General features: G+C 38.8%; 23 protein-coding genes and 1 pseudogene. 4 read left to right on the top strand and 20 right to left on the bottom strand.

What is annotated here, in order from left to right; genetic code table 11:
• Positions 1-528: 528 nt before the first annotated feature.
• The 15 genes from JI665_RS21985 to JI665_RS21915 all read right to left on the bottom strand — a co-directional run bounded on the left by JI665_RS21985 (position 529) and on the right by JI665_RS21915 (position 15,849).
• On the bottom strand, positions 529-900 hold the full coding sequence (locus JI665_RS21985) for a hypothetical protein (RefSeq protein ID WP_076258571.1): 372 nt from the start codon (positions 898-900) through the stop codon (positions 529-531).
• 24 nt (positions 901-924) lie between these two features.
• A complete protein-coding gene (locus tag JI665_RS21980) occupies positions 925-1,440 on the bottom strand; it encodes an acyl-CoA thioesterase (RefSeq protein WP_163140467.1) in 516 nt (171 codons plus the stop codon).
• A 220-nt stretch (positions 1,441-1,660) separates the two neighbouring features.
• A complete protein-coding gene (locus JI665_RS21975; protein WP_206844164.1) occupies positions 1,661-2,563 on the bottom strand; it encodes a LysR family transcriptional regulator in 903 nt (300 codons plus the stop codon).
• Positions 2,564-3,072: 509 nt separating this feature from the next.
• On the bottom strand, positions 3,073-3,411 hold the full coding sequence (locus tag JI665_RS28725) for a hypothetical protein (RefSeq protein WP_244671281.1): 339 nt from the start codon (positions 3,409-3,411) through the stop codon (positions 3,073-3,075).
• 283 nt (positions 3,412-3,694) lie between these two features.
• The gene (locus JI665_RS21965; RefSeq protein WP_206844162.1) at positions 3,695-4,951 is read right to left on the bottom strand and encodes a benzoate/H(+) symporter BenE family transporter; all 1,257 of its coding nucleotides are present in this window, start codon (positions 4,949-4,951) and stop codon (positions 3,695-3,697) included.
• Positions 4,952-5,002: 51 nt separating this feature from the next.
• Entirely contained in the window at positions 5,003-5,806 is an 804-nt protein-coding gene (locus JI665_RS21960; RefSeq protein ID WP_206844160.1) for an enoyl-CoA hydratase/isomerase family protein, read from the bottom strand.
• Positions 5,806-7,362, bottom strand: a complete 1,557-nt coding sequence (locus tag JI665_RS21955) for a class I adenylate-forming enzyme family protein (protein WP_206844158.1) — start codon at positions 7,360-7,362, stop codon at positions 5,806-5,808. Before JI665_RS21955 ends, JI665_RS21960 begins: the two co-directional genes overlap by 1 nt.
• Entirely contained in the window at positions 7,362-7,868 is a 507-nt protein-coding gene (locus tag JI665_RS21950; protein ID WP_197249630.1) for a (2Fe-2S)-binding protein, read from the bottom strand. Before JI665_RS21950 ends, JI665_RS21955 begins: the two co-directional genes overlap by 1 nt.
• A 1-nt stretch (position 7,869) precedes the next feature.
• Positions 7,870-8,745, bottom strand: coding sequence for an FAD binding domain-containing protein (locus JI665_RS21945; protein WP_206844156.1), 876 nt, complete (start codon positions 8,743-8,745; stop codon positions 7,870-7,872).
• 16 nt (positions 8,746-8,761) lie between these two features.
• On the bottom strand, positions 8,762-9,217 hold the full coding sequence (locus JI665_RS21940; protein WP_026584369.1) for an SRPBCC family protein: 456 nt from the start codon (positions 9,215-9,217) through the stop codon (positions 8,762-8,764).
• Between the two features lie 17 nt (positions 9,218-9,234).
• Positions 9,235-11,646 (bottom strand): xanthine dehydrogenase family protein molybdopterin-binding subunit, encoded by a 2,412-nt coding sequence (locus tag JI665_RS21935; RefSeq protein WP_244671280.1) that lies wholly within the window; start codon positions 11,644-11,646, stop codon positions 9,235-9,237.
• Positions 11,630-12,238 (bottom strand): nucleotidyltransferase family protein, encoded by a 609-nt coding sequence (locus JI665_RS21930; RefSeq protein ID WP_244671293.1) that lies wholly within the window; start codon positions 12,236-12,238, stop codon positions 11,630-11,632. Before JI665_RS21930 ends, JI665_RS21935 begins: the two co-directional genes overlap by 17 nt.
• A gap of 6 nt (positions 12,239-12,244) precedes the next feature.
• Entirely contained in the window at positions 12,245-13,357 is a 1,113-nt protein-coding gene (locus tag JI665_RS21925; RefSeq protein WP_206844147.1) for an XdhC family protein, read from the bottom strand.
• A gap of 150 nt (positions 13,358-13,507) precedes the next feature.
• On the bottom strand, positions 13,508-14,257 hold the full coding sequence (locus JI665_RS21920) for a response regulator transcription factor (protein WP_206844144.1): 750 nt from the start codon (positions 14,255-14,257) through the stop codon (positions 13,508-13,510).
• Between the two features lie 71 nt (positions 14,258-14,328).
• Entirely contained in the window at positions 14,329-15,849 is a 1,521-nt protein-coding gene (locus JI665_RS21915; protein WP_206844140.1) for a class I adenylate-forming enzyme family protein, read from the bottom strand.
• 402 nt (positions 15,850-16,251) lie between these two features.
• On the opposite strand from JI665_RS21915, the pseudogene JI665_RS21910 reads away from it, so the two are divergent.
• Positions 16,252-16,800: pseudogene (locus tag JI665_RS21910) on the top strand (IS110 family transposase); the annotation flags it as partial.
• A 468-nt stretch (positions 16,801-17,268) separates the two neighbouring features.
• Here the strand turns inward: JI665_RS21910 and JI665_RS21905 are convergent.
• Together JI665_RS21905 and JI665_RS21900 are read right to left on the bottom strand one after the other, a co-directional pair.
• Positions 17,269-17,784 carry an SRPBCC domain-containing protein gene (locus JI665_RS21905; RefSeq protein WP_019382113.1) on the bottom strand — a complete coding sequence of 172 codons (516 nt, stop codon included), beginning with the start codon at positions 17,782-17,784 and terminating at the stop codon, positions 17,269-17,271.
• Between the two features lie 87 nt (positions 17,785-17,871).
• The gene (locus tag JI665_RS21900; RefSeq protein WP_048008571.1) at positions 17,872-18,198 is read right to left on the bottom strand and encodes an ArsR/SmtB family transcription factor; all 327 of its coding nucleotides are present in this window, start codon (positions 18,196-18,198) and stop codon (positions 17,872-17,874) included.
• A 292-nt stretch (positions 18,199-18,490) separates the two neighbouring features.
• Between JI665_RS21900 and JI665_RS21895 the strand changes: the two genes are divergently transcribed.
• Positions 18,491-19,471 (top strand): NAD(P)-dependent alcohol dehydrogenase, encoded by a 981-nt coding sequence (locus JI665_RS21895; RefSeq protein ID WP_206844545.1) that lies wholly within the window; start codon positions 18,491-18,493, stop codon positions 19,469-19,471.
• A 192-nt stretch (positions 19,472-19,663) separates the two neighbouring features.
• Here the strand turns inward: JI665_RS21895 and JI665_RS21890 are convergent, their stop codons facing one another.
• The gene (locus JI665_RS21890) at positions 19,664-19,840 is read right to left on the bottom strand and encodes a hypothetical protein (RefSeq protein WP_206844137.1); all 177 of its coding nucleotides are present in this window, start codon (positions 19,838-19,840) and stop codon (positions 19,664-19,666) included.
• Positions 19,841-19,971: 131 nt separating this feature from the next.
• Between JI665_RS21890 and JI665_RS21885 the strand changes: the two genes are divergently transcribed.
• Entirely contained in the window at positions 19,972-20,487 is a 516-nt protein-coding gene (locus JI665_RS21885; protein ID WP_206844134.1) for a CBO0543 family protein, read from the top strand.
• Between the two features lie 45 nt (positions 20,488-20,532).
• Here JI665_RS21885 and JI665_RS21880 read toward each other — a convergent pair whose 3' ends face one another.
• Positions 20,533-21,078, bottom strand: a complete 546-nt coding sequence (locus JI665_RS21880; protein ID WP_206844132.1) for a cupin domain-containing protein — start codon at positions 21,076-21,078, stop codon at positions 20,533-20,535.
• 113 nt (positions 21,079-21,191) lie between these two features.
• Here JI665_RS21880 and JI665_RS21875 point away from each other — a divergent pair, with 113 nt between their 5' ends.
• On the top strand, positions 21,192-21,815 hold the full coding sequence (locus JI665_RS21875; RefSeq protein WP_206844130.1) for a LysE family translocator: 624 nt from the start codon (positions 21,192-21,194) through the stop codon (positions 21,813-21,815).
• A gap of 95 nt (positions 21,816-21,910) precedes the next feature.
• Here JI665_RS21875 and JI665_RS21870 read toward each other — a convergent pair whose 3' ends face one another.
• Positions 21,911-22,225 (bottom strand): hypothetical protein, encoded by a 315-nt coding sequence (locus JI665_RS21870; RefSeq protein WP_206844127.1) that lies wholly within the window; start codon positions 22,223-22,225, stop codon positions 21,911-21,913.
• Between the last annotated feature and the right edge of the window lie 45 nt (positions 22,226-22,270).

Here is a 22,270-nt window from a genome sequence, read left to right as displayed (position 1 = left end):
CGGAAAAATAAAAATTGAGGGGGTTACTACTAAAAAGTACATTGAAACCTGTACGGCGGAAGCGACTTATTTTTCCCAAACTCATTCTTACTTTATTTGCTAATAAAGCCCATCCAAATAATTCATTATCTTAAAAACCTGGAATGGTTAGTGATCAGGAAAATCCCGACCACTAATTTAACCTTTATTTAGAAATAAATCACTTCCAAAATTCCTCTGAATATAAAAAAGCTGACCCTGTAAGTGTTCATAAGAACCTATGGGTCAGCCTGAATTATTGATGAATCGATTGGATGATTATATTTACTAAACCTTCCGCATCTTTTAGTTCTACAGTCGTTAATTAGATGCGACAGAAGGTTTTTAACCGGCACTCCATGCACCATTTTCATAAAAGGTTTTAGGAACAGTTTTATTTGTCAATGTTAAACTGTTCCTAAAAATTTTTTATAGATTAGGTAAGTTAAATGTTGTATGAATTTAGTACGGTTCACATAAAAGTTCTAAGCGAAAGGTTCCCTTCCGCTATTAACGGACTATAGTTGGACCAACTAATGCTTCTGGTTTTTCCCCCAATGCCAACTTGCTAATATTAGCATAGCTAAGCTGTTTATACGTTTTGAGTAACTGTTGTAAATCAAGGAATTTTTTATCTGTTTTTAAATTTTCGATTTCCCGATAATAGACAGACAATACATAATCATCTTTTGACGTCGAATTGAATTTACCTGGGTCTTCATCCATAATTAATGCGCCCATATATTGATATCCAAACTGCAATTGACGAGTCAGTTTAATGATATTTATAAATTTTCTATAAATAGATGGTTTTGCGTCTTTTAATTTACCGATAGCCATTTGCGCATTTTTCAATTGGTCGTAACTCGATGTTGTCAGCATAATATCTCTCCTTTTTGATTCGTATTAGTCCCATGGTTTATCCAGTGAAAGTTTGGACACGAGTTCTTTATTTTTTTGTCTTTTTAGCTTGCGAACTCTTTCACGTTCTTTTCCCGTTTCATAGAGAAATTTTTCTTCATCTGTTTCTGGAATAACAGTTGGCACTTCTATCGGTCTTTTATCTTGATCTAGAGGTACAAAAGTTAAGAATGCAGTAGCTGCGATTCTACGGTTTCCAGTTTCAAGATTTTCGGCAATTACTTTACAGAAAATCTCCATTGACTTTTTACCTGTGTAGCTGACAAATGATTCTATACAGACCGAATCACTTTGTCGAATCGGTTCGAGAAAATTAACTGAATCGGTCGATGCAGTAACACATTCCTTTACCCGTGAATGCCTGCGAGCGGAAAGCGTCGCACAAGCATCCATCTTCTTCATTAGAACTCCACCAAATAATGTATGATAGTTGTTCAAATCATTAATGAGTACTTGATCCGTTTGAACAACACGCGTTTCTTTAACTTTTTTAGCTTCCATGAATTACTACCACCCTATATAAATTACATTGAAGCGTTCGCCTCATTTGCATTAGCTTTTTCACAAGGACAATTATAATATGACTATTGTGGAAAGATACAATGCCAATCCCATATACAATTCATAACAAAACAGTATGTAAGCGCTCTTTAGCCTATACAATTAAAAAACCTCCCCTCTTAAACAAGGGGAAGCCTTCTAATTTTTGACTTATTCTAGATTATGAATCATGGTTATGATTAGCTGTCGACAGCTTTACTTTGGCAAATCGGATAAATTCTTTCGCAACCTGTGATAAGTATGCATCTTTTTTCCAGATCATCGCTAGATTCCATTCGATTGTCGGATTGGTTACGGTTATAGTCCGAAAATCACTTGCTAGTTCTAAACATGTATTCTCAGGCAGCAATGTAATACCTATATTGTAAGCAACTAATTCTTGAATAAAATCTAATTGTGATGTTTCCGAAATAATTATCGGTTGAAAACCAGCTTCTCTGCAAGCAGTGGTGACAAGGTTTCTTAACTCAAAATCCCGGTTGAACATAATAAAGCTCTCTTCTTTAAGTTCTTCCAATAACACTTCCTGTTTCCCGGCAAGACGATGAGACGCGGGTACAACTAGTTTCAATTCCTCATTAACAAACATATAATAGTCGAAATCATCAATTTTATCTGGAAGAACGACAACCCCAAAATCTAGCAAGCCATTGATAACCTTCTCTTCAATCGGCTTAGATCCATGCTCCTCCAATTGAAATGTAACCTCTGGATATTTTTCATGAAACGAAGCAATCAGTTGTGAGAAGAAAATGGAATTGGTAATCGCAGGGAGCCCAATACGGACATGGCTCTTTTTCAGCATGAACATCTTACCAAGTTCCGCATCCAATAGCTGCAACTGCTTTTCAATTATTAATGCATGTTTTTTTAGAATAAATCCTGCATCTGTTAATATCAGCTTTTTTCTTGTACGAATAAATAGCTGTGTACCAAGTTCAACCTCTAATGATTTGATAATTCTACTGAGGGCAGGCTGCGTAATGAACAGATTTTCAGCTGCATTAGTGAAATTGCAAGTACGTGTAACTTCAATAAAACACTCCAAATGTTTAATTTCCAATTTTATCAAACACCTTATATACTTTTTTAAAGATAATTTATTCTACCACAGTTTTTACTTTGGCAACCTCGCTTGTGATTAATCAAAAAAGCAAATCAATATTTTTTAAAAAGCCTCATTTACTTATGGAATGGTTCTCCACGATTAATATTAAACTAGTCAAAGCCCTTAACTTCTTACAGCCTCTTTCGTAATTTCCTTCAGGCTCAAGCCGGCCAGCTAAAAGATTTGACGGGAGTGAGTGGAGTCCACTTTGGACACCCACTTCCGCAAAGAAACCAGCGACAGTATCTCTTCCAACACCTTGACAGTTAACATTTGAGCTACACCCGGGATTTCATCAAGCAGGGAATCTTCTTGTACGTTCAATTCTATCGAATTCCGTCTGGATCTAATCATATTTACACAGAAGAGTTTTCAGCTCCATTTTTGCCATCTCGGAGCCTTGGCGGATTCCGATGAGCTGACTCGCTGCTTGCTTAACTCCAAATCTTATTGGCACCTACACTTCATTTTGCCGTTTTTCTTAAATGGATAAGTAAATCTGCTATTTCATGTGGTAATGCATAAAGCTGTAAGAATTGTAATGCAGCCTTGCCCTCCCACTTCTTAAAGACCTTCAAGAATTCCGGAAAATTCCGGTCAATCCAGTTGTGCATCTGTCCCTGAACCGTTTTTAGGTCCTCTGTTAAAGATCGCCAATTTTCTTTGCCACAAGGAGTTCGGCATAAACACCTTGCGGTTGTAGGTCCGGCGTATCTTCCGTCCTTGACCAGTTGGGCAAGGCCCTTGGAACCTTTTACATCATTCTTAGTTGGAGAATTATCATCCAGCTTCTTGCTTTTCAAGTTAGAGGTACTCGCCCTAAATAGGAAACGAGCACTTTTTTAACTAATATTATCGTTTTGAAGTAGTCTTACATATTTCATGGGATACTTCCTCAAAAGCTCTCACTCTGCAAAAGCAACCATCCTATGTGCATTTTTTCTGTGCTATTTGCACAGCTTACAATCTAGCCACAAAAAGAAACCCGGTTCCTCCTCATGAAGGAATCGGGTTTCTCCAATCGAATTATTTATCTTTGTTCCATTCCCTTGTGTGGGAGATAGTGCCTTTTAAAGTAATTAAGGATTACACCGCGCTCTCAAATTTCTCTTTTCCTTCATCCGCTTTAATTTTAGTTTTAAAGGTATCAAAATCCCCTTTTTCAATGATTAACGAAACGATAACTCCACCAATAAGAGCCCAGAAAGGGGAACTTATACTAAAGAAAGAGACTCCAGACATCGCAATAACTAATGAAAAAAATGCACCAATTTGAAATTTCCTCTCAGAAAAGGATGCTTGAAGGGAACTTACCAGTACTCCGATCATTGCTAGTCCCGCAACAGTTGAAATCAACGCACCTGGTAAGGCAGTCACAAATGGGACAGCTAAACCTGCAATTAAGCCAAAGCCTCCAAATATTACTGCATTTACAATAACAGAGGCATAGCGCCCTTCCTTATTTTCTCCAGATTCTCGAGATGAACAGATCGCTGTCATCGGTCCTGCAATATTAGCATTATGTCCGCCGAATAGAGATGTAACTATCCCGCCTATTCCGCTCCAGATCGTCATTGAATTAATAGGGGCTTTATATCCCTCTGCCATCAAGACGCCTATGGCTTGAGCATTCTCCGCCCCAATCACCAATAGGGTCAAGGGTATTGAAACTGATATGATTGATTCAAAACTGAATGTCGGCAGTAATACTTGCGGCAGTGTAAATCCTGCTTCCATACTGGACGATTGAAACTCTCCCATTATCGCTGCCAAAATTCCACCAGCGACAAAGGACATTAAAATAGGAGGCACTTTTTTTATATAACGTGAAGAAAATAAATAAACCAAAATGGCTGTCCCCACTATTAGAGGAGTCCCTTCAAGAGATGTAATCATTCCAGTGCCAAATTTGATCATTGCCCCTACTATCATCGCCATAACAATCGGTACTGGGATCCATTTCATTATTTTCCCTATTAGCCCTGAAATCCCCAGAATAAATACGAGAATACCGGAAACTAAATAGGCTCCTGAAATTTCACTAAGGGAGTAATTCTGCAGGGCACCTGCGACTAAAACAGCCCCTGGAATGGACCAGGCTCCCGCAATAGGTTGACGATACTTTAATGCCAAATAAACCCCAATCAAGCTTCCGAGAAAATAAACTGCAAACAGCCAAGAAATAGTCTGCTCAATTGATAATCCGCCATCAGCAGCACCGCCAATGATAATTAAAGCTGGTCCGGTACATCCAAAAATCGCCGCAAGTGTTCCAGCACTAAAGGTGTTAATATTTAAATACCTGGGCAGCATTCTCAAACTTTCACCCATTGAGTATTTCATATATACCCTCCATTTCCCTATTCAACATTCCCATTTATCTAGTAAAAAGGATTATATTCCTTTGAAACTGGGTTTCACCTTATTTCCAAACGACTGTACACCTTCATTAAAATCTTCAGTAGATCGCAGCATTCCATATGCAAATCCTTCAATCTCCATCCCTACACTTAAAGGCGCATCCTGGGAACTATTTATGACCTTTTTTAACACTTTTAATGTCATTGGTGATAGTCTGACAAGATCTTTAACCAATTTATTTACCTCTACTTCTAAATTCTCCTGACTTGTCACAGTTGTTAACAAGCCCCATTGATGTGCTTCGTGTGCTGGTATCCGTCTTCCCCTCATGACCATATCCTTTGCACGGCCGACTCCGGCAATTTTTGCAATCCGCTGTGACCCGCCGCTGCCAGGAATCATGCCAAGATTGATCTCGGGTAATGCCAACTGCGTGGTTTCTGATGCCACTCGAAAATCACATGCCATTGCGATTTCAAGACCTACCCCAAATGTATACCCCTGCAATTGGGCAATAACTGGTTTGGGAGAACGCTCTGGCGCAGCAACATTTACATGCAATTCTGAAAGTACAGATGGATGCTGCTCCATGAATTCTGCAATATTCCCGCCCGAACTGAAGGCTTTTTCACCCGCTCCCTTTATCACAATCACCCTTACATCCTCATCATTATTTAATTCAGTGAAAATTTGATTAAGATGTGAGCGCGCAATAAAACTTAGCGTGTTCATTTTTTCTGGCCGATCTAATGTAATAGTGGCTGTCTTTGCTTCAATGTTCTTGTCTACTAAAATATGATCCCATTGATAAGTACCTTTGTTATTAATTGTTGTCATTAACCTACACTCTCCTCTTTTTGTATTATGGATGAATAATTTTCTTTTAATTTTCTCCTTAATATCTTCCCGACAGGGCTTTTAGGTATCTCTTTTATAAAACAGTAATCCCTGGGCCGCTTAAAGTTTGCCAGGCTGCCAGATTCCCTGCAATAGTTATCCAGCTCTGCAGTTGAAATAGTTGGGCTTTTACTAACTATAAATGCGACAACCTTCTCTCCAAAACGTTCATCAGGTAAACCGACAACTGCAGCCTCTAATACTTCCGGATGTGAAGACAATACATCTTCAACCTCAAGAGGGTGAATGTTTTCTCCACCAGAAATGATCATGTCATCCACGCGGCCAACAACATAAAGATCGCCATCTTCATCCAGAACACCCATATCTCCTGTGAAATACCAGCCGTTTCTGATCGATTTGATGTTTGCATCAGGTCGTTTCCAATAGCCCTTAAATGCTTCTAATGAGTCAATATTTACAATAATTTCTCCTGGAGTTCCATGCGGTACAATATCAGCAGGTCCTGAACTTCCTTCAGGGTCAGGTTCAACTATTTTTAGTTGCTGATGGAAACCTGCTTTGCCCGCACAGCCTGGCTTTTTATCTAAATAGTTGCAAATGCTGAAAGTATATACCTCTGTACTGCCATAGTGATTTACGAAAACATCAGGCTTTAATTTCCTAAAGCAGTCTTCTGTTAACTCAGTTGTCATGGATGCTCCAGCGTATCCTATTTTCCGAACATTCCGTAAATTATACCTATTAAAATCTTTATGATTTAACAGATCATGAATAATGGTAGGAACTAAATAAACGCAGCTAATCTTTTCATCTTCCATTACTTTTAACATTTTCATTGTATTATTATCAGGAATCATGACCATTTTCCCATTGATAAATGCCATTGATAATAGCGAGCGCATCCCCATCGTGTGATAGAGCGGCATGACACCCAGAGTGCTTTCATGGAGTACATATTGGTTTTGAATAATGTGTGCGATAGCCGCGCTATATTCATTCTTGTGGCTTCTGGGAACACCTTTTGGTTTCCCTGTAGTTCCTGAAGTGTATAACATTAAGCAAATATCATCCATGTCGATATTGGGGTGATGAAACGTTTCTTGGTTATGATTTAATAGCTCTTTATAGGTAATTTCTGCACCTTCCGCACCTAAAACGCTTATAAAAAGAGGCTTACTTGCATATGATGCGTTTAATGCAGCATCCTGGCTGCTTGGTTCAAAAATAACCGCTTTCGCATCAGCATTATTTACACAAAATGCCACTTCATCTGTTGAAAGACGAAAATTTATTGGTGTAAAAATGGCACCGATTTTTTGAACAGCCCAATAAATAGCGACCATCTCCAAGCGGTTCTTAAGAATAATAACAACACGATCTCCTTTTTCGATCCCCAGCTTCTGCAATGAATATGCAAGTTTATTAATTTCTAATTGAAATTCCTTATAGGATAACCGTCTATCATCCTGAACGATGGCTGTTTTATCAGGAAATCGATTCACTGTGAAATCAAACAGCTTTCCAAGATCCACTAATTGTCACCTTCTTTAAATTTATTTGTCCCACATGCTCTTTCAATAGCTTCAATAATTCCTGTGTACCCAGTACAGCGGCAAAGATGGCCGGATAACATCTCTTTAATCTCTTGTTTTGTGGGTTCTTCGCCACTATTCAGCATTTCTAATGAGGACATTAAAATCCCCGGTGTACAAAAGCCGCATTGGAGTCCATGGCACTCCGTAAATGTCTGCTGCAAAACATGCTGTTCTCCATTCTCTGTTAAACCCTCGATTGTTTGTATATATGATCCATTTGCCTGAACTGCAAACATTAAACAGCTTCGTACGGCTGCACCATTATAAAGCACCGTGCAGGAACCGCAAACACCATGTTCACAGCCAACATGTGTACCTGTAAGACCCAGATCTTCTCTTATAAAATCACTTAATAGTTTTCTAGGCTCAGCTTCTGCTTCCACCTCCCTTCCATTAATTGATAAAGAAACGTTCATTTTCTGTTCAATGGAGAGATTCGACATGTTACACCCCCTTTCCTAAAGCTCGGTTAAATGCTTTTATCAATGCTTTTCTTGTTAGAACTTTAGCCATATGGACTCTATACTCTTTTGAAGCATGTAAATCCCCATCAGGATCAGCATCCATCACAGCCAGCTCTACGGCTTTTTCAAGTGTATCCTCTGTTAGACTTTTTCCAGCCAAATATTCCATTGCTTCTTCTGCCAAAAGGGGAATTGCATCCACCCCTCCTAAGACAAGTCTCACTTTATCTATTTTTCCAATTTCATCAACTGATAGAATGCAAGCAACAGCTGCTAAGGCAAAGTCACCATGTCTCCTGCTAAATTCCTCAAAGGCATACCCATTATGTTCAGATAAGGGAACATGAATTTCAGTTAATATTTCCTCCGGCATCACCTCTGTTGTTAAATAGGTAATAAAAAAATCATTTATACTTATTTTCCTAGTCCCATCTATACTTTGGATAACGATTTCAGCATCCAGTGCTAAAAAGCAAAGGGGCAGCTCTGCGCTTGGATCTGCATGGGCAACACTTCCTCCAACAGTTCCTCTATTTCTCGTTTGGACATGACCAATATATGGAGTGGCTTCCGAGAGTATAGGAACATGGATTTTAACGGCATCTGACTGTTCAAGTTCCCTTTGCTTTGTAAGAGCACCAATTTTCAGAACCCCTTCTTCTACCCTGACTCCGTTTAACTCATTGATTTGGTTAATGTCAATGAGACACTCCGGTTCGGACATCCTCATATTTAAGATGGGAATAAAACTTTGCCCGCCAGCGATGATTTTCCCTGTATCTCCATATTCCTCTAATAGTTTCACTGCTTCCTCTATAGTTGAAGGACTGCAATAAGTAAATGTTGCTGGTTTCATACAATCGTCCTCCTTCCTAGTCAGCAATATTTACTTTATCCAGCTCTCTTTTAATCTTTTTAAAAAAGTCTTTAATAATCAGTTTAGCTACTCCACCTAACATACGCTGGCCAATTGAAGCGACTTTTCCACCTACAGCAGCCTCATAAGTGTACCTAAGCTCTGTATTTTCATCGTCCACCGAAACCAAATGAATGGCTGCTTCGGCATCTACAAACCCTGGTGCCCCTTCACCATGAACAATTAACTTATAGGAATGAGGGGGCTCCAGGTCCGTAAGACGAATGGTTGCATCATATTTCCCTTTAACTGCAGCAACCCCAACAGATAAGTCCGCCACATACACATTGGTTTCTTGTTTATATAGTTCTTTGCATCCCATAATGCAGTTTTTTAATACTTCCGGATCTAATAAACTCGAGAATACTTTATCTAGATTTCCGTTAAGCTGAATATTTCCTTCACCATTCATGACAATTCCTCCTTAAGTTAGATTTGTATCGTTTTCTTATTATTAATTTTTGACCAAATCCGATCTGGAGATAAAGGAAGTTGATCAATTGATATATTAAATGGTTTTAACGCATCTGTAACCGCATTTGCGATGACAACCGGTGCACTCATTGTATTTCCTTCTCCTAACCCTTTAGCTCCAAGAGGGGTTAGGGGGGAAGGTGTTTCAATATGCTTTATGGTCACATTTGGGATTTCTGTAGCTGTAGGACATAAGTAGTCCATAAAACTTCCAGTCAGGAACTGCCCCCTTTCGTCATAGGCAAGTTCTTCATAAAGTGCGGCTCCTAGTCCATGAGCTAAACCACCCATTATTTGACCTTCCACAATATTTGGATTTAATAGTTTCCCAGCGTCATGGATCGTTGTATAGTCAAGAATCTTCACTTCACCGGTATCAATGTCCACTTCCACTTGAACAGCGTCAAAAACAAATCCATAGGTGACGGATCCATTAACAAGATCCAATTCATTTGGGGACTCAGCTGCAGATAATGTATAAAATGCAGATTCATGGATACCTGGTTCAATACCAGCGGGAAGGCCTTGTGGATTCCAATGTGCCAAACCTACTAATCTCTTAATGGAGATACTCTTAGTAGGATTTTTTTCTGCAATTACCTTCCCTTCTGCCATGACCAATTCGTCCACTGTTGTATCTAATTGGCTTTTGGCGATTTCTAACAGTTTCAATCTTACTTTTTGCGCTGCTTGATAAACGGCACTTGACCCGATAGGGGCAAACCTGCTGGAGTAACTACCTGATGCTACTGACCATGGGCTTGTTAACGTATCCAATTCAGCAATGACCCGGATAGAAGCAGGATCAACACCTAGAACGTCGGCAACGATTTGGGAAGTAACTGTTTCATGGCCCTGCCCAGTTGGTACCGTACTGATCCGGACTGTGATTCCACCCATTGGATCTATCGATACCGTTGCACCTTCAGAACAGCCTGATTTCGGCAATGATTTTGCTCTCTCTTCCGGCGTCAAAGCAATGGTCACATAACCCATATTCGAACCGGAAGGCTCAACGATGCAAGCAAACCCTAACCCCAGATATTTCCCTTGTTTCCAGGCTGCTTTTTGTTTCTCTTTAAAGCTATCGTAATCAATCGATTCAAGCGCAAGGTGCAATGCCTTATGATAATCCCCGCTATCGTATATCCCGCCTGAAGCTGTATGATAGGGAAATTCTTCTTTCGTAATTAAATTTTTCTTTATGACTTCAATCACATCCAGATCCAATTCAGCTGAAATGATTTGCATCATTCTTTCCAGCGGAAAATAGTGCTGGGGACCGCCATAGCCTCTTATGAGCCCTGTTGGACTTTTATTCGTAACGACTGCAATCGCTTCCATTTTAACGTTTTGAATTCGATAAGCTCCAGTTGAATTTGAGTGTGTTCTATATAAACAAGCAGGTTCGGGCGCACGTATATATCCGCCAACACTATCCGCATATTTCATTTTCAAACCAAGAATGGTTCCATCTTTTTTTACCGCTGCATCAATCCACGTTACACGATCTGTACCACTGGAACTCGCCATAAGGTGTTCTTGTCTGTCTTCCGTCCATTTAACGGGTACACCCAATATTCTTGACACTACTCCCATTAAGACCATGTATGGAAATACACCTGACTTGATCCCGTAGCTTCCGCCAATATCCTTTGGCGTAATAATCCTCAGTCTGTTGCTCGGCACCTTTAGTGCAGCAGTCATGACGGAATGAAGTGTGAAAGGTCCATGAAAGTTTGACCAAATGGTATACGCACCTTCACTTTTTGTATAATTCGCGATTACTCCGTAATTTTCCACAGGAGTTGCACTAACCTTTGGAAAAGTGAACTTTTTACTTATTATATAATCGGCACTTTTAAATGAATCCTCGACATTGCCGTATTGGAATACACGATGATTAACTATATTCGTACCTGCTTCGTCATGAAGAACGGCTGACTCAGACGAAAGAGCATCTTCAATTTGGACCACAGGATTCAGCGGTTCGTACTCGACTTTTATCTTTGCGAGAGCATCTTCTGCAATATAACGATCTTTAGCCACAACAACTGCAACAGCTTCTCCCACAAACCGGACCTTATCTACTGCAATGGGGTAGTATATTATTGGTGCCTTTACGCCGACTGGAAAAGGATTGGTTAAAGCTTTTACATGTTCTCCAACAACTACTCCAATTACACCTGGTGTTTTTGCCGCTTCTTCTAAAAAAATCGCTTTAATACGGGCATGTGCATGGGGGCTTCTAAGAATCGCAGCATTGTGGATATTTGGCAATGGAGAAAGATCATCAATGAATGTTCCTTCTCCGGACACTAACCTGGCATCCTCTATTCGTTTCACAGGCTTACCTATATAGGTCAATTTCATTCCTCCTTTTTAATAGTCTCCTATAATCTTCAATAGTATCGATGTCCTCCGGAGCTTCTTCATCCTCATAATAAATGTGCGCCTTTTCTTTATTAGCACTAATTAGTAATTTTGCTCCTTGATCTCCCTTTAGGTTCAAGAGTTCATTGAAATACAATTGGCCAAATAAAATGGGGTGCCTGATTTTTCCTCTATATGAAGTTATAATTAAGGGATTTTTTGATATGAGATACTCTGTAATTACTTCGTTCATTACTTTTACTTTTATTTCGGGCTGATCAGCTAGTGTTATCAACAAAGCTTCACACGCAGGAGACAAGCTTTCAATTGCTGCAGCAAGGGAACTGCTAATTCCAAGTTTCGGACAAGGATTCCATACAATAGATACTGGCAAATCTCGGATTTCACTTTCCAATTCAGGAAAATCCCTATTCAATACAACCATCGTTTTACTGGCCATGTTAGCCGATATTTTATTCACGGTATATCTTAGGATTGTTTCATCTTCAAACTTTTTAAGTAACTTATGAGTTCCTTTCATCCTGGTAGAATGACCAGCCGCTAAGACAATGTTCCAGATTTCCATCTTCAACTATTGAACCAATTCTTTTAATCTTTCATATGAAGCGGGATTTGGAGTATGAATTGAATCCTTTTTCCATTTAAGCGATTGGCTGCTCGTTTTATTTTTGTGGGCCATAATTTCTGCTGCGATACTCAGTGCTATTTCCTCAGGTGTCTCAGAGCCTATATCAAGACCTATAGGTGAATATATTTTTTCAGCAGCTTTTGCAGGTATCATGAACCCTTGTGCTTGAAGATCCTTTTTAAGATTATTGAACCTTCTCTTCGGACCCAATAGGCCTATATAGCTAAGATTCTGCTGGAGCAATCCCTTCAAATAAACAAGGTCTTGTTCATAATGGTGAGTCATGATGATTGCATAAGAATTTTCACTCGCATTTAAATCTTCCGGAAACTCTCCCTGCGGCACTAAGTTCAATTCATCTGCGTAAGGAAAGTTATCCTTATTTAAATATCCTGGACGATGATCCACTATTGTTACTCTCCAATGTAAAAACTTTAATTGATCTATTAACGAAGATGCATCTGGTCCTGCTCCGAAAATGATGATATGAGGCATCGGTGTAATCGTTTCCAAAAATATAGTTACGGTTTCCTTTTTTCCATCCACCTCAATTGAATAATTTTCTAGAATCCCGCTTGACATAATCTTAAATAAGGGCAACTCAATATTTTCTAGAATAGTTCCTGGAAGAAGCGCATTATGATTACTTGATTTAATGACTGTACAGACTGGATATGGTTCCTTACTTAGAGATTGCTGTTTTAATACTTTGAATTGCTTTACAGCTGATTTTCTATTATTTACAGGATCTATAAGCGAAAGCAAAACTGTTATCACGCCATTACACCCAACACCTAACCCCCATGGCACATTATGATCATTTCTTAGGTCATAAATAATCTGTTTTGGTTCACCTGTCTCAAATACATCCCTTGCATGTTCAAGCAAGTCTTGCTCAATGCACCCACCGCTAAGTACACCATAAGCACTTCCATCTGAGAAAATGAGGCTTTTTGCCCCAACTTGGCGATAGGAAGAACCCTTTTTATCAATGATAGTTGCTAGGATTGCTTTTTCATTATTTCGAATGCATCTCTTAAGTTCATTTATAATCAAAGCTCCTTCGCTCCTTTGAATGTGTTAATTGAATTATATGAACATTCGTAATTTTGAGGTTTTAATATATTTGCAAATGATCTTTTAAAATATTATTAAAAAAGGATAAATCCCGAAATGGGACTTATCCTTATATTAATTATCCTTTATTTAATTTATAAAAAGACTTCTATATTCAGATGGTGTACAGCGTTCGCTTTTTTTAAAGGTCGTTGCAAAATACCCAGAACTAGTAAAGCCTATTTGATGGGCTATTACCTCAATAGGTAAAGAGGTCATTTTGAGCAATGACTTCGATTGCTCTATTCTATATGCAGTTAAATACTCGATAAAGGTTACACCCATTTCTTCCTTGAATAAACGGCTAAAATGGGAAGGGCTTAAATAGACTGAATCCGCAACCTGATTTAGTGTAATAGGGTTTTTAAAATGACTCTGAATATATTGAATAGATGATTCAATTGGATGGGCAAGATCGACACTTGCGGTATCTTCCCGCTTTCCTGTAAAACGGTTTGTCTCCGTCGATAGACTATGGACAATTATTCGCTCAAAAGCCTGTTTGATTTCACTTCTTGACACCGGTTTTAGCAAAAATGCTGAAAACCCTAGATTAATAGCACTTTGGACATATTCAAATATTTTTAGCTGAGTATAGATTATTACAGAAATTTCCGGATCCCACCGCTTTGCTTCTTTTCCCAGTTCGAAACCATTGTTGCCCGGCAATGAGATCTCAACTATAAGGATGGAAGGCTTTAGCTGTTTAAGCATTAACAGTCCTTTTTCATATGTTTCTGCTTCATGTACAGAAAAATAATGATATTCACTGGAAGTTATAAACTCACGAAGGACATAACGGCTTTCGTATTCATCATCTACAATTAGCATATTGGGCATTTCAAGCCTCCTGCCTATTTCATGTTTAAAATATTGCTTTTATGATAAAAATTTGAAAGTCCAATCTATCTTTAATAACTTGATTTAATTTTTTTACGCATTATTTTTCCTACAGCCGTTTTTGGAAAAGATGCTTGAAAGATATATTTTCTTGGCCGTTTATAGTTTGATAATTTAGGGTGTCTTTTGCAAAATAAATCCAATTCATTAACGGTCAAAGATGGATCACTTGGAACGATATATGCAACCACCACTTGTCCCCAGCGTTCATCATCTTCCCCAACCACAACAGCTTCCTGAACCTTCTCATGTTCTAATAGTACAGATTCGACCTCTATAGGATATATATTATCTCCAGCGTGAAGAATCATTTCATCTAGGCGTCCTATCACAAACATATCTCCATCTTCATCTTTGTATCCTAAATCCCCTGTATAAAACCAATTTTGAATCACACTTCTTTTCGTATGATCCGGTTTATTCCAATACCCTTTAAACGATTCAGGGGAGCCGATATGAACAATAATTTCACCTATTTCTCCATCCTTAACGGTGTCAGCAGGTGTCTTGGATCGGCTGATATCAGGTTCTATAATCCTTAAATTTTGATGGATGCCTGGCTTCCCAACACATCCAGGCTTTTCCGAAATATGATCACAATAGGAATAGGTGTAAATTTCTGTACTACCATAGTGGTTAATAAAATACTTGGGACGGAAAACTTCCATACATAAGCCAATTAATTTGCTTGTCATAGGAGCTCCTGCATACACAATAGTACGCAATTCATTAAAATTCGATTTATTCGCTTCAGACAATGTTGCCATATCATGATACATATTAGGGAGCAGATATAGACTATTTATGTTTTCTTGTTCTATTAATTGAATAGCCTCATAAGAGTCGAAATCCCGAAGAATGATGAAGGTACCATTTAACAGCACCATACTAAGCAGGGAGCGCAATCCCATTGTGTGATACAGGGGTACTACCCCTAATGTGGAATCATGCCACTCATAATGACATTGGAAGATATGGGCAAAAGCAGCTGCATATTCATTTTGATGTGAACGTGGAACACCCTTTGGATTACCTGTTGTACCAGAGGTATATAATATGACGGCTAAATCATTTTCATTAATTTGATTGGGATTAAAGTCGTAAGATTCTTGTTTTTTTAGTTCCTCATAATTAATATCCCCGCCATTTCCATCTATATTTATAAATACTGGCCTTTCCATGAACCTTTTTTTGTTAATTAAATACTCAGTCGAAACATCGTAGATAACAAATTTCGACTCTAAATCACTTAAACAATAATGAACGATTTCTTGGGATTGTCTAACATTTATTCCTGCAAATATAGCACCAAGTTTTTGAATGGCCCAGAATATAACCACTGTTTCAAAACGGTTTTTCAAAAGCACAGCTATTCGGTCATTTTTATTAACACCGAGTCTGTGTAAGGAAGAGGCTACACTGTTAACCTCTAAACCCAGCTGCCTGTATGTATACCTTCTATCCCCGTCTATAATGGCAACCTTTTGAGGATGTCTTTCAATAGAATATTCAAATACTGTTCGAAGATCCAAAAAGAGATTCCTCCTTTAAAGTGCTTAACTACATAAAAATTCGCTAAAATGTGGGGAAACCCTTCTGACAAAGCAATATAGAAATATACACGAGTTATAAAGAAGCAAATATTATCTAAACAATACTTCCACAACTTATATCTATTAATAGATTTAGTGATACTATTTGCAGATTGAATATTGTATAAGAAGAACTAATGAAGACAAAGATAAATATTTAAATCAATAGGTTAGTACGAAAAGATGGATTATCGAGGGTGTTCATAATCATCACTGGGCAGGCAAAAGTTATAAGAAATGCTAACTTAATTATATTTTTTGATATACCGTATTCTATAAGGATATTTCACGATTATTAAAAGGTACGTGCGACAATTTTTAGGAGTAGAATCAGGTAATTATGAAAAAGCTATTCAACTCAAAGCTGCCGCAAACCGACATCCGTTTGAAAAGACTTTGTATCAGCGTCAAATTATTGAGTCTTGGTATGTATATAACCATCATTCTTCAATACAAAGAACACCTATCCAAGTTAGAGTCAGAGATAGATGCCCTCGCAAAAGAAGTTGAAGAATATAATATTATCAAATCTATCTCAGGTATCTGAGAAAAGATCTCTGCAACGATCATTTCAGAAATTGGGGAAATAGAGTAAGTTTAGGTAAGTTTACAGCCACCCAAAACCGAATCACGAAAAGAGGATCTAGTAGGCTTTGTCACGCCTTATATATTGCTGTTCGTTGTGCGATTCGTGACTGTCGTAAGAGCAAAACAAGCGATGAGATTATTCCTCGAAATAAGAAATTACGAGAGTTCTATGATAAAAAAAGTGAAGAAGGAAAACCTTTTAAAGTAGCTGTTATTGCTTGTGTAAATAAGCTCTTACACTGGATATTTGCCCTTTTAAAAAACAAAACGACTTTCCAAGATATAGATTGGAGCCTAAATTAAAGAAAATAGTACAAAACCTACCAAAAATATATGCAGATGGCGTTTACTTCAGTTTTCGAGAAGAAGGATTTATATCTAGAGGACGCCTCATAAATAGAAACGATGCCAAATCAAATCTGATCTTAGATAAATAGCGTGCTGCATTGCGCGCTATTCTTCATCGTTTTCAACACCTAAAAATTATAAAAACTAATTCTAACCAAGCCCTTGTCTTTAGTTTCCAAATAGATCATATATTGACTTCATCAAGCCTCAATCTCGAATTGCCAATTGTTCCTCCCATCCTAAATAGTCAAGACGATTTTTTTCACCCTTTAGTGAATAAAAAAAATCCACATCAAAAGGGAACTTTGATTATCGGTTGCACCTACAAGCGTAATTCATAAATAAGCGTTAATCCTTCTAGGATTAACGCCATGTTAATTCATAAATTTTCAGCAAAACTTGCCTTCTGTATGTTAAATATCGTTATTTGATCTCGTTCAAATGTTCTTCCAGACGATTCCAAGTATCTGTAATGCCCTGCAGCATACCCATTTCCATTACGGATTGGAGCGCCTCTGCGGATACATATTCTCCACGGTTAATTAATTTTGTTTTGCCGTCGACATCCACAAATTCCAGAGTCACTTCTGTAGATGGCATTTCCTCATTAATAGTCCCTTCAGCATCGGAAAAGTAGTCAGTATAGCTGATGCTCTCCGGCTCGCTAATTTCTTTGTATATCCCCTTGCCCCAGGATTCCATGCCATAGAATTGGCCCTGATTCCGGTCAACACACTTCATGCAATAATGCCATACTCCACCAGGTCTGAAGTCAACGCTGCAAACTGGGAGCTCCCAGCCTCTCGGCCCCCACCAATGTTTCAGGTGTTCCGGCTCTTTAAACATTTTAAAGACAAGCTCGCGCGGTGCATCGAATACGCGCTCCAATACCAGCACTCGTTCATCTTCAACTCTTGAAAGCATTGCATTATTTGACATTGTTACTCCTCCATTAGAAGCTGTATTTTTAAAACCGTCTGTAACTCAAGAGACAGATCTTGTTGAGCTTACTCCATTTTTATGTCATCAATTCAAAGGTTTTTTGCCCTGCAATACGTTAAGGTAATCATCCAGCCTATCCATCCTGCCTTCCCATAATCGACGATAGGAATCAAGCCACCTATCCAGTTCTTGAAACGGTTCAGGCCTGATTTTATAAATCCTGCGGTTGGCGATCGGCTGAACCTCCACAAGGCCAGCGTCACAAAGAACGCGAAGATGCTTGGAAGTTTGGGGCTGGTTCAACTCAAGTTTTTTTGCGATATCCCCCACCGGAAGCGCTCCTTCCAGCAGCAGGTCAATGATATCCAGGCGGTTGGGCTCAGCCAGTGCACTGAAAATTTGCCCGTTCATGTTGAATCATCTCCCAGTGTGATTGTGTTCACTTTTCCCATTTCAATAGTAGATCCCACCCCCGCTTCCTTATTGTAACTTTCCTTAAGAATAATATACACCATTAGGAATATTCCTGTAAAGGAATATTATAAAAAATTTTAAAAATAGGCTATATGGACCCGCCTTCTTCATCAGCAAAAAACAATCAGAAAAGCAGGATTATAGTCTTGAATATTTCTTCCTGGAATAGTATGAATAGACATCTTAAATGGTATTCATGTGTTATCTGAATAATTAGGAGGGATTCTTTCTGAAAGCAATCGTGTATCAAAAATATGGTTCTCCAGAAAATCTTAGATTGACCGATATAGAAACACCGGTACCCAAGGATCAAGAGGTACTCGTCAAGGTTCACGCATCGTCTGTGAATTATGGAAACCTTGTCCTTTTAAAAGGAAAACCTTTCCTGGCACGCTTTGCCTACGGTCTTCTAAAACCAAAGCACACGATACCAGGTGGTGACATTGCAGGACAAGTGGAAGCAGTGGGCAAAGAAGTCACACAGTTTCATCCAGGCGATAAAGTGTTCGGAGATCTCTCCGGCTGCGGGTGGGGCAGTTTTGCTGAATATGTATCTGTCCCTGAAAAGGCCCTTGCTTTAAAACCAGCTAATATTTCCTTTGAGGAAGCAGCCGCAGTACCTATGGCGGGAGTCACGGCACTACAGGCCCTAAGGGATAAAGGAAATATTCAGGCAGGCCAGAAGGTCTTGATTTATGGGGCCTCAGGCGGTGTGGGAACTTTCGCCGTACAAATTGCCAAATCATTTGGTGCAGAGATTACCGGCTTATGCAGTACAAGAAATTTAGACATTTTACATACGCTTGGAGCGGACCATGCCATCGATTATAAAAAGGAGGATTTCACCAAAAGGACAGAGAAATATGACCTGATTCTGGCTGTTAACGGCTATCAGCCGATTTCTGTTTATAAGCGGGCTTTAAGATCTAATGGAACTTATGTGCTTGCCGGAGGTTCAGGAGCACAATTTACACAGGCAATGGTCCTGGGTCCGTGGATTTCTTTAACAGGAAATAAAAAAATGGGCAGCATGCTGCAGAGGCAAAACCAGAAAGACCTGATTTATATGAAAGAACTTATTGAAGCAGGCAGAGTAAAGCCAGTCATTGATCGATCTTTTAAATTAGGTGAAGTGGATAAAGCTTTCAAATACTTTGAAGAAGGTCACGCTCAAGGAAAAGTGATCATTAAAATTTCAGATGCTTATTAACGGATAAATCCATTTAAAATATTGCATTTTACAATTTTCATGATTTCAACCAAACAAGGATGTAACTGAAATAAGAAGAGTACAAATTAAAACCATACGATACAAATACAATTCATCCTTTTTTCCAAAAAAATATTCTACAGAAATAAGAAGAATTGGCATAATCCTCAACCTCCTCCAATCCCCTTATATTCAAGCTTTGGGGAAATTCTTTAAAAGCGAAAAACAGCTGCCCACTCTTATATCCATTCCTGCTTTATCTGCCTTGTATGCAACAATTAAATCTATATACTTTTCAATAACATTCACGCTAATAATATTCATTAATATAACCAAAATAAATATACCCTGGATAAAAGGAATGTTCAAAACGAGAAGGCTCCTAACAATCTACAGGCAGAGCGTTTGACCTTGGCAGCCATGTGGATTTTTAGGCTTCTTTTTGTTTATCAGCTAAAAGAATCTGCTTACAAAATGGTTATTGAGGGGCTTGTTATGTTATGCAAACATCGTTTGTTGTCTTTTTCATCATCGTTAGCTTATTGTTTGGTGCCTGGAAACGGCTGAATGAATTTTATCCCACCTTATTATTTTGGATTATAGGCGACCTGCTATATGCTTCGCTGCTTCATGACTTCAGGGTTTGGGAATTCCGTCCTGTATGGATTGATCACTATATACTTCCCACACACACCATTATTGCAACAGCCATAGCATTTCTAATCTATCCATCTGTTATTGTGGTGTACTTGGGAAGATTTCCTAAAACCATTTTCAGAAGAATAGGCTGGGTTGTTTTCTGGGCTCTGATTTTCGAGGGTATCGAATTAATTGCTTATTTTAATAAAAGCATCATTCATCAGTATGGATGGACACTTGCCTATTCCTTTCTTTTTAACCTTGTGACTTTTTCCTTGCTGCCCATCCATAAATGGAAGCCATGGGCTGCCTGGGTGTTAGCCTTTATAAGCATTCTTCTTTTATGGATAATCTTCGATCCCCCGCTTCCTCACTAAATGAATCCGGCCCGCTGCCCCGGACACATAGGTCGCGGGTCCGGATTAAAAGGATGGCGGAGTCACAGAGAAAAGGATAGCAGCTTTTCCATCAAAATTATTTTCCCACTTATGCTTCATATAAGCTGGTATTTTGACACTGTCACCCGCTTCTAATATGTATTCAGCTTCATCCAGGTACACCTTGATTTTCCCTTCCAATACATAAGCAACCTCTTCCCCTTTATGCTCCAAAAGCTTCTCCGATGAGGAGGTTCCTGGTGGGATATTCATGATCGCGGTTGCCAGTGTTCCGGTAAAATCAGGCGACAATAATTCATAGGAAATGTTTTCAACCACCATATGTTTACGTTCATTGACTCGCACGACTAAATCCTCCGTATTCGTCTCTTCGAGTAAAAAACTGAAGGTCGGAACATCAAGAGCTTTGGCTAAAACCTTCAGGGTTTGAATGGAAGGATTCGCGATCCCCCGTTCAATCTGGCTTAACATGGAAGGTGTAATGTCAGCTATTCTGGCTAATTCTCTGCTGCTATAGCCCTTCTCCTTCCTGAATTTCTCCACTTTTTTGCCAATATCTATATTTTCCATAACCCCGCTCCTCAATTTTTTAAAATATTTGAACAAAAAATCCTCATCGTATGTTAAATTATATTTAACATCTGTTAAATTGTATTTTAACACATTAGCAGGGAGTGAAGAAAATGAATGATTTCTTTACGTTTTTGGTTCTTTCATTGTTTGTGGTAATGAGTCCAGGGATCGATACAGCCCTTATTACCAAAAGGACGATTGCAGACGGAAGGACAGATGGCTATAAAATGGGACTTGGGATTACAGCCGGCTCTTTATTGCATACCTTTGCGGCTGCTTTTGGACTATCAGCCATCTTAATGCAATCTGCTGCTGCATTTGAAATCATTAAATATGCAGGGGCTGTTTATTTGATTTATCTCGGGTTATCTTCATTCATCTCGATGAAAAGGAAGAAAGATGCTGGCATTGAAACTGAGGTTAATTCCGATATGAAAAAGTCTGCTTTTAAACAGGGACTCCTTTCAAATGTTCTCAATCCCAAGGTTGCGATGTTCTTCCTAACCTTTCTGCCGCAATTTGTGAAGACAGGCGAAAATGCATCACAGCAGCTGATCATCATGGGAATTATTTACACACTGCTGAGCATAACCTGGTTTTTCATTTATGTCTATTTTATCAATTACATGCGGGAATGGCTTATGTCCCCAAAAGTTCAAAGGTTTATGGATAAAGCAACAGGGCTTGTTCTAATTGGATTTGGATTAAAGTTAGCGCTGGATAAACAGCATTAAATTGTAAAAAACATTGGATAAGCCCAATGTTTTTTTTACTCTCACGCTTAAGCACCCCAGAAAAAAAGTGGACCACATACAGATGAACCTTCATATTAGAGAGGAGAAGGTAATGGAGAAAGAGCAGCAATGCTTCGGCAATCAATGATAAATTCTCTTTCTGCCGGAACAGCTCCCGGCTGCTGGGAGAAGGTAAATATTGCGCAGCACGAATCTTCTTTAAATCGGACAAAAGAAAACTCAGTAGCCTGAGGGCTTTGACCAGGACCTAAAGCTAAAAATTCCGCAGTACCTTTCAGCATAATCAAAAACTCCTGCCCTTCTCTCGCATTCCTTAGAATACTGCAGGCACATCCCTCACAAGCCAATGGCAGCAGTTCACACCACCAGCATTTTCCTAAACCAAACATACTATCACCTCCTATATAACCATCATATTTCTGAAAATTTATTTG

Origin of the sequence: Bacillus sp. NTK034, from assembly GCF_017303275.1 — a bacterium.
Classification (GTDB): domain Bacteria; phylum Bacillota; class Bacilli; order Bacillales; family Cytobacillaceae; genus Cytobacillus.
Note: the sequence above shows the minus strand (reverse complement) of the source record. Positions and strands in the feature narration are given on the sequence as shown.

What these genes read in the sequence shown, in the direction of transcription:
- JI665_RS21985 (WP_076258571.1), bottom strand. Translation starts at nt 900, where the DNA reads ATGCTGACAACATCGAGTTACGACCAATTGAAAAATGCGCAAATGGCT.
- JI665_RS21980 (WP_163140467.1), bottom strand. Translation starts at nt 1,440, where the DNA reads ATGGAAGCTAAAAAAGTTAAAGAAACGCGTGTTGTTCAAACGGATCAA.
- JI665_RS21965 (WP_206844162.1), bottom strand. Translation starts at nt 4,951, where the DNA reads ATGAAATACTCAATGGGTGAAAGTTTGAGAATGCTGCCCAGGTATTTA.
- JI665_RS21960 (WP_206844160.1), bottom strand. Translation starts at nt 5,806, where the DNA reads ATGACAACAATTAATAACAAAGGTACTTATCAATGGGATCATATTTTA.
- JI665_RS21950 (WP_197249630.1), bottom strand. Translation starts at nt 7,868, where the DNA reads ATGTCGAATCTCTCCATTGAACAGAAAATGAACGTTTCTTTATCAATT.
- JI665_RS21945 (WP_206844156.1), bottom strand. Translation starts at nt 8,745, where the DNA reads ATGAAACCAGCAACATTTACTTATTGCAGTCCTTCAACTATAGAGGAA.
- JI665_RS21940 (WP_026584369.1), bottom strand. Translation starts at nt 9,217, where the DNA reads ATGAATGGTGAAGGAAATATTCAGCTTAACGGAAATCTAGATAAAGTA.
- JI665_RS21930 (WP_244671293.1), bottom strand. Translation starts at nt 12,238, where the DNA reads ATGGAAATCTGGAACATTGTCTTAGCGGCTGGTCATTCTACCAGGATG.
- JI665_RS21920 (WP_206844144.1), bottom strand. Translation starts at nt 14,257, where the DNA reads ATGCCCAATATGCTAATTGTAGATGATGAATACGAAAGCCGTTATGTC.
- JI665_RS21905 (WP_019382113.1), bottom strand. Translation starts at nt 17,784, where the DNA reads ATGTCAAATAATGCAATGCTTTCAAGAGTTGAAGATGAACGAGTGCTG.
- JI665_RS21900 (WP_048008571.1), bottom strand. Translation starts at nt 18,198, where the DNA reads ATGAACGGGCAAATTTTCAGTGCACTGGCTGAGCCCAACCGCCTGGAT.
- JI665_RS21885 (WP_206844134.1), top strand. Translation starts at nt 19,972, where the DNA reads ATGCAAACATCGTTTGTTGTCTTTTTCATCATCGTTAGCTTATTGTTT.
- JI665_RS21880 (WP_206844132.1), bottom strand. Translation starts at nt 21,078, where the DNA reads ATGGAAAATATAGATATTGGCAAAAAAGTGGAGAAATTCAGGAAGGAG.
- JI665_RS21875 (WP_206844130.1), top strand. Translation starts at nt 21,192, where the DNA reads ATGAATGATTTCTTTACGTTTTTGGTTCTTTCATTGTTTGTGGTAATG.
- JI665_RS21870 (WP_206844127.1), bottom strand. Translation starts at nt 22,225, where the DNA reads ATGTTTGGTTTAGGAAAATGCTGGTGGTGTGAACTGCTGCCATTGGCT.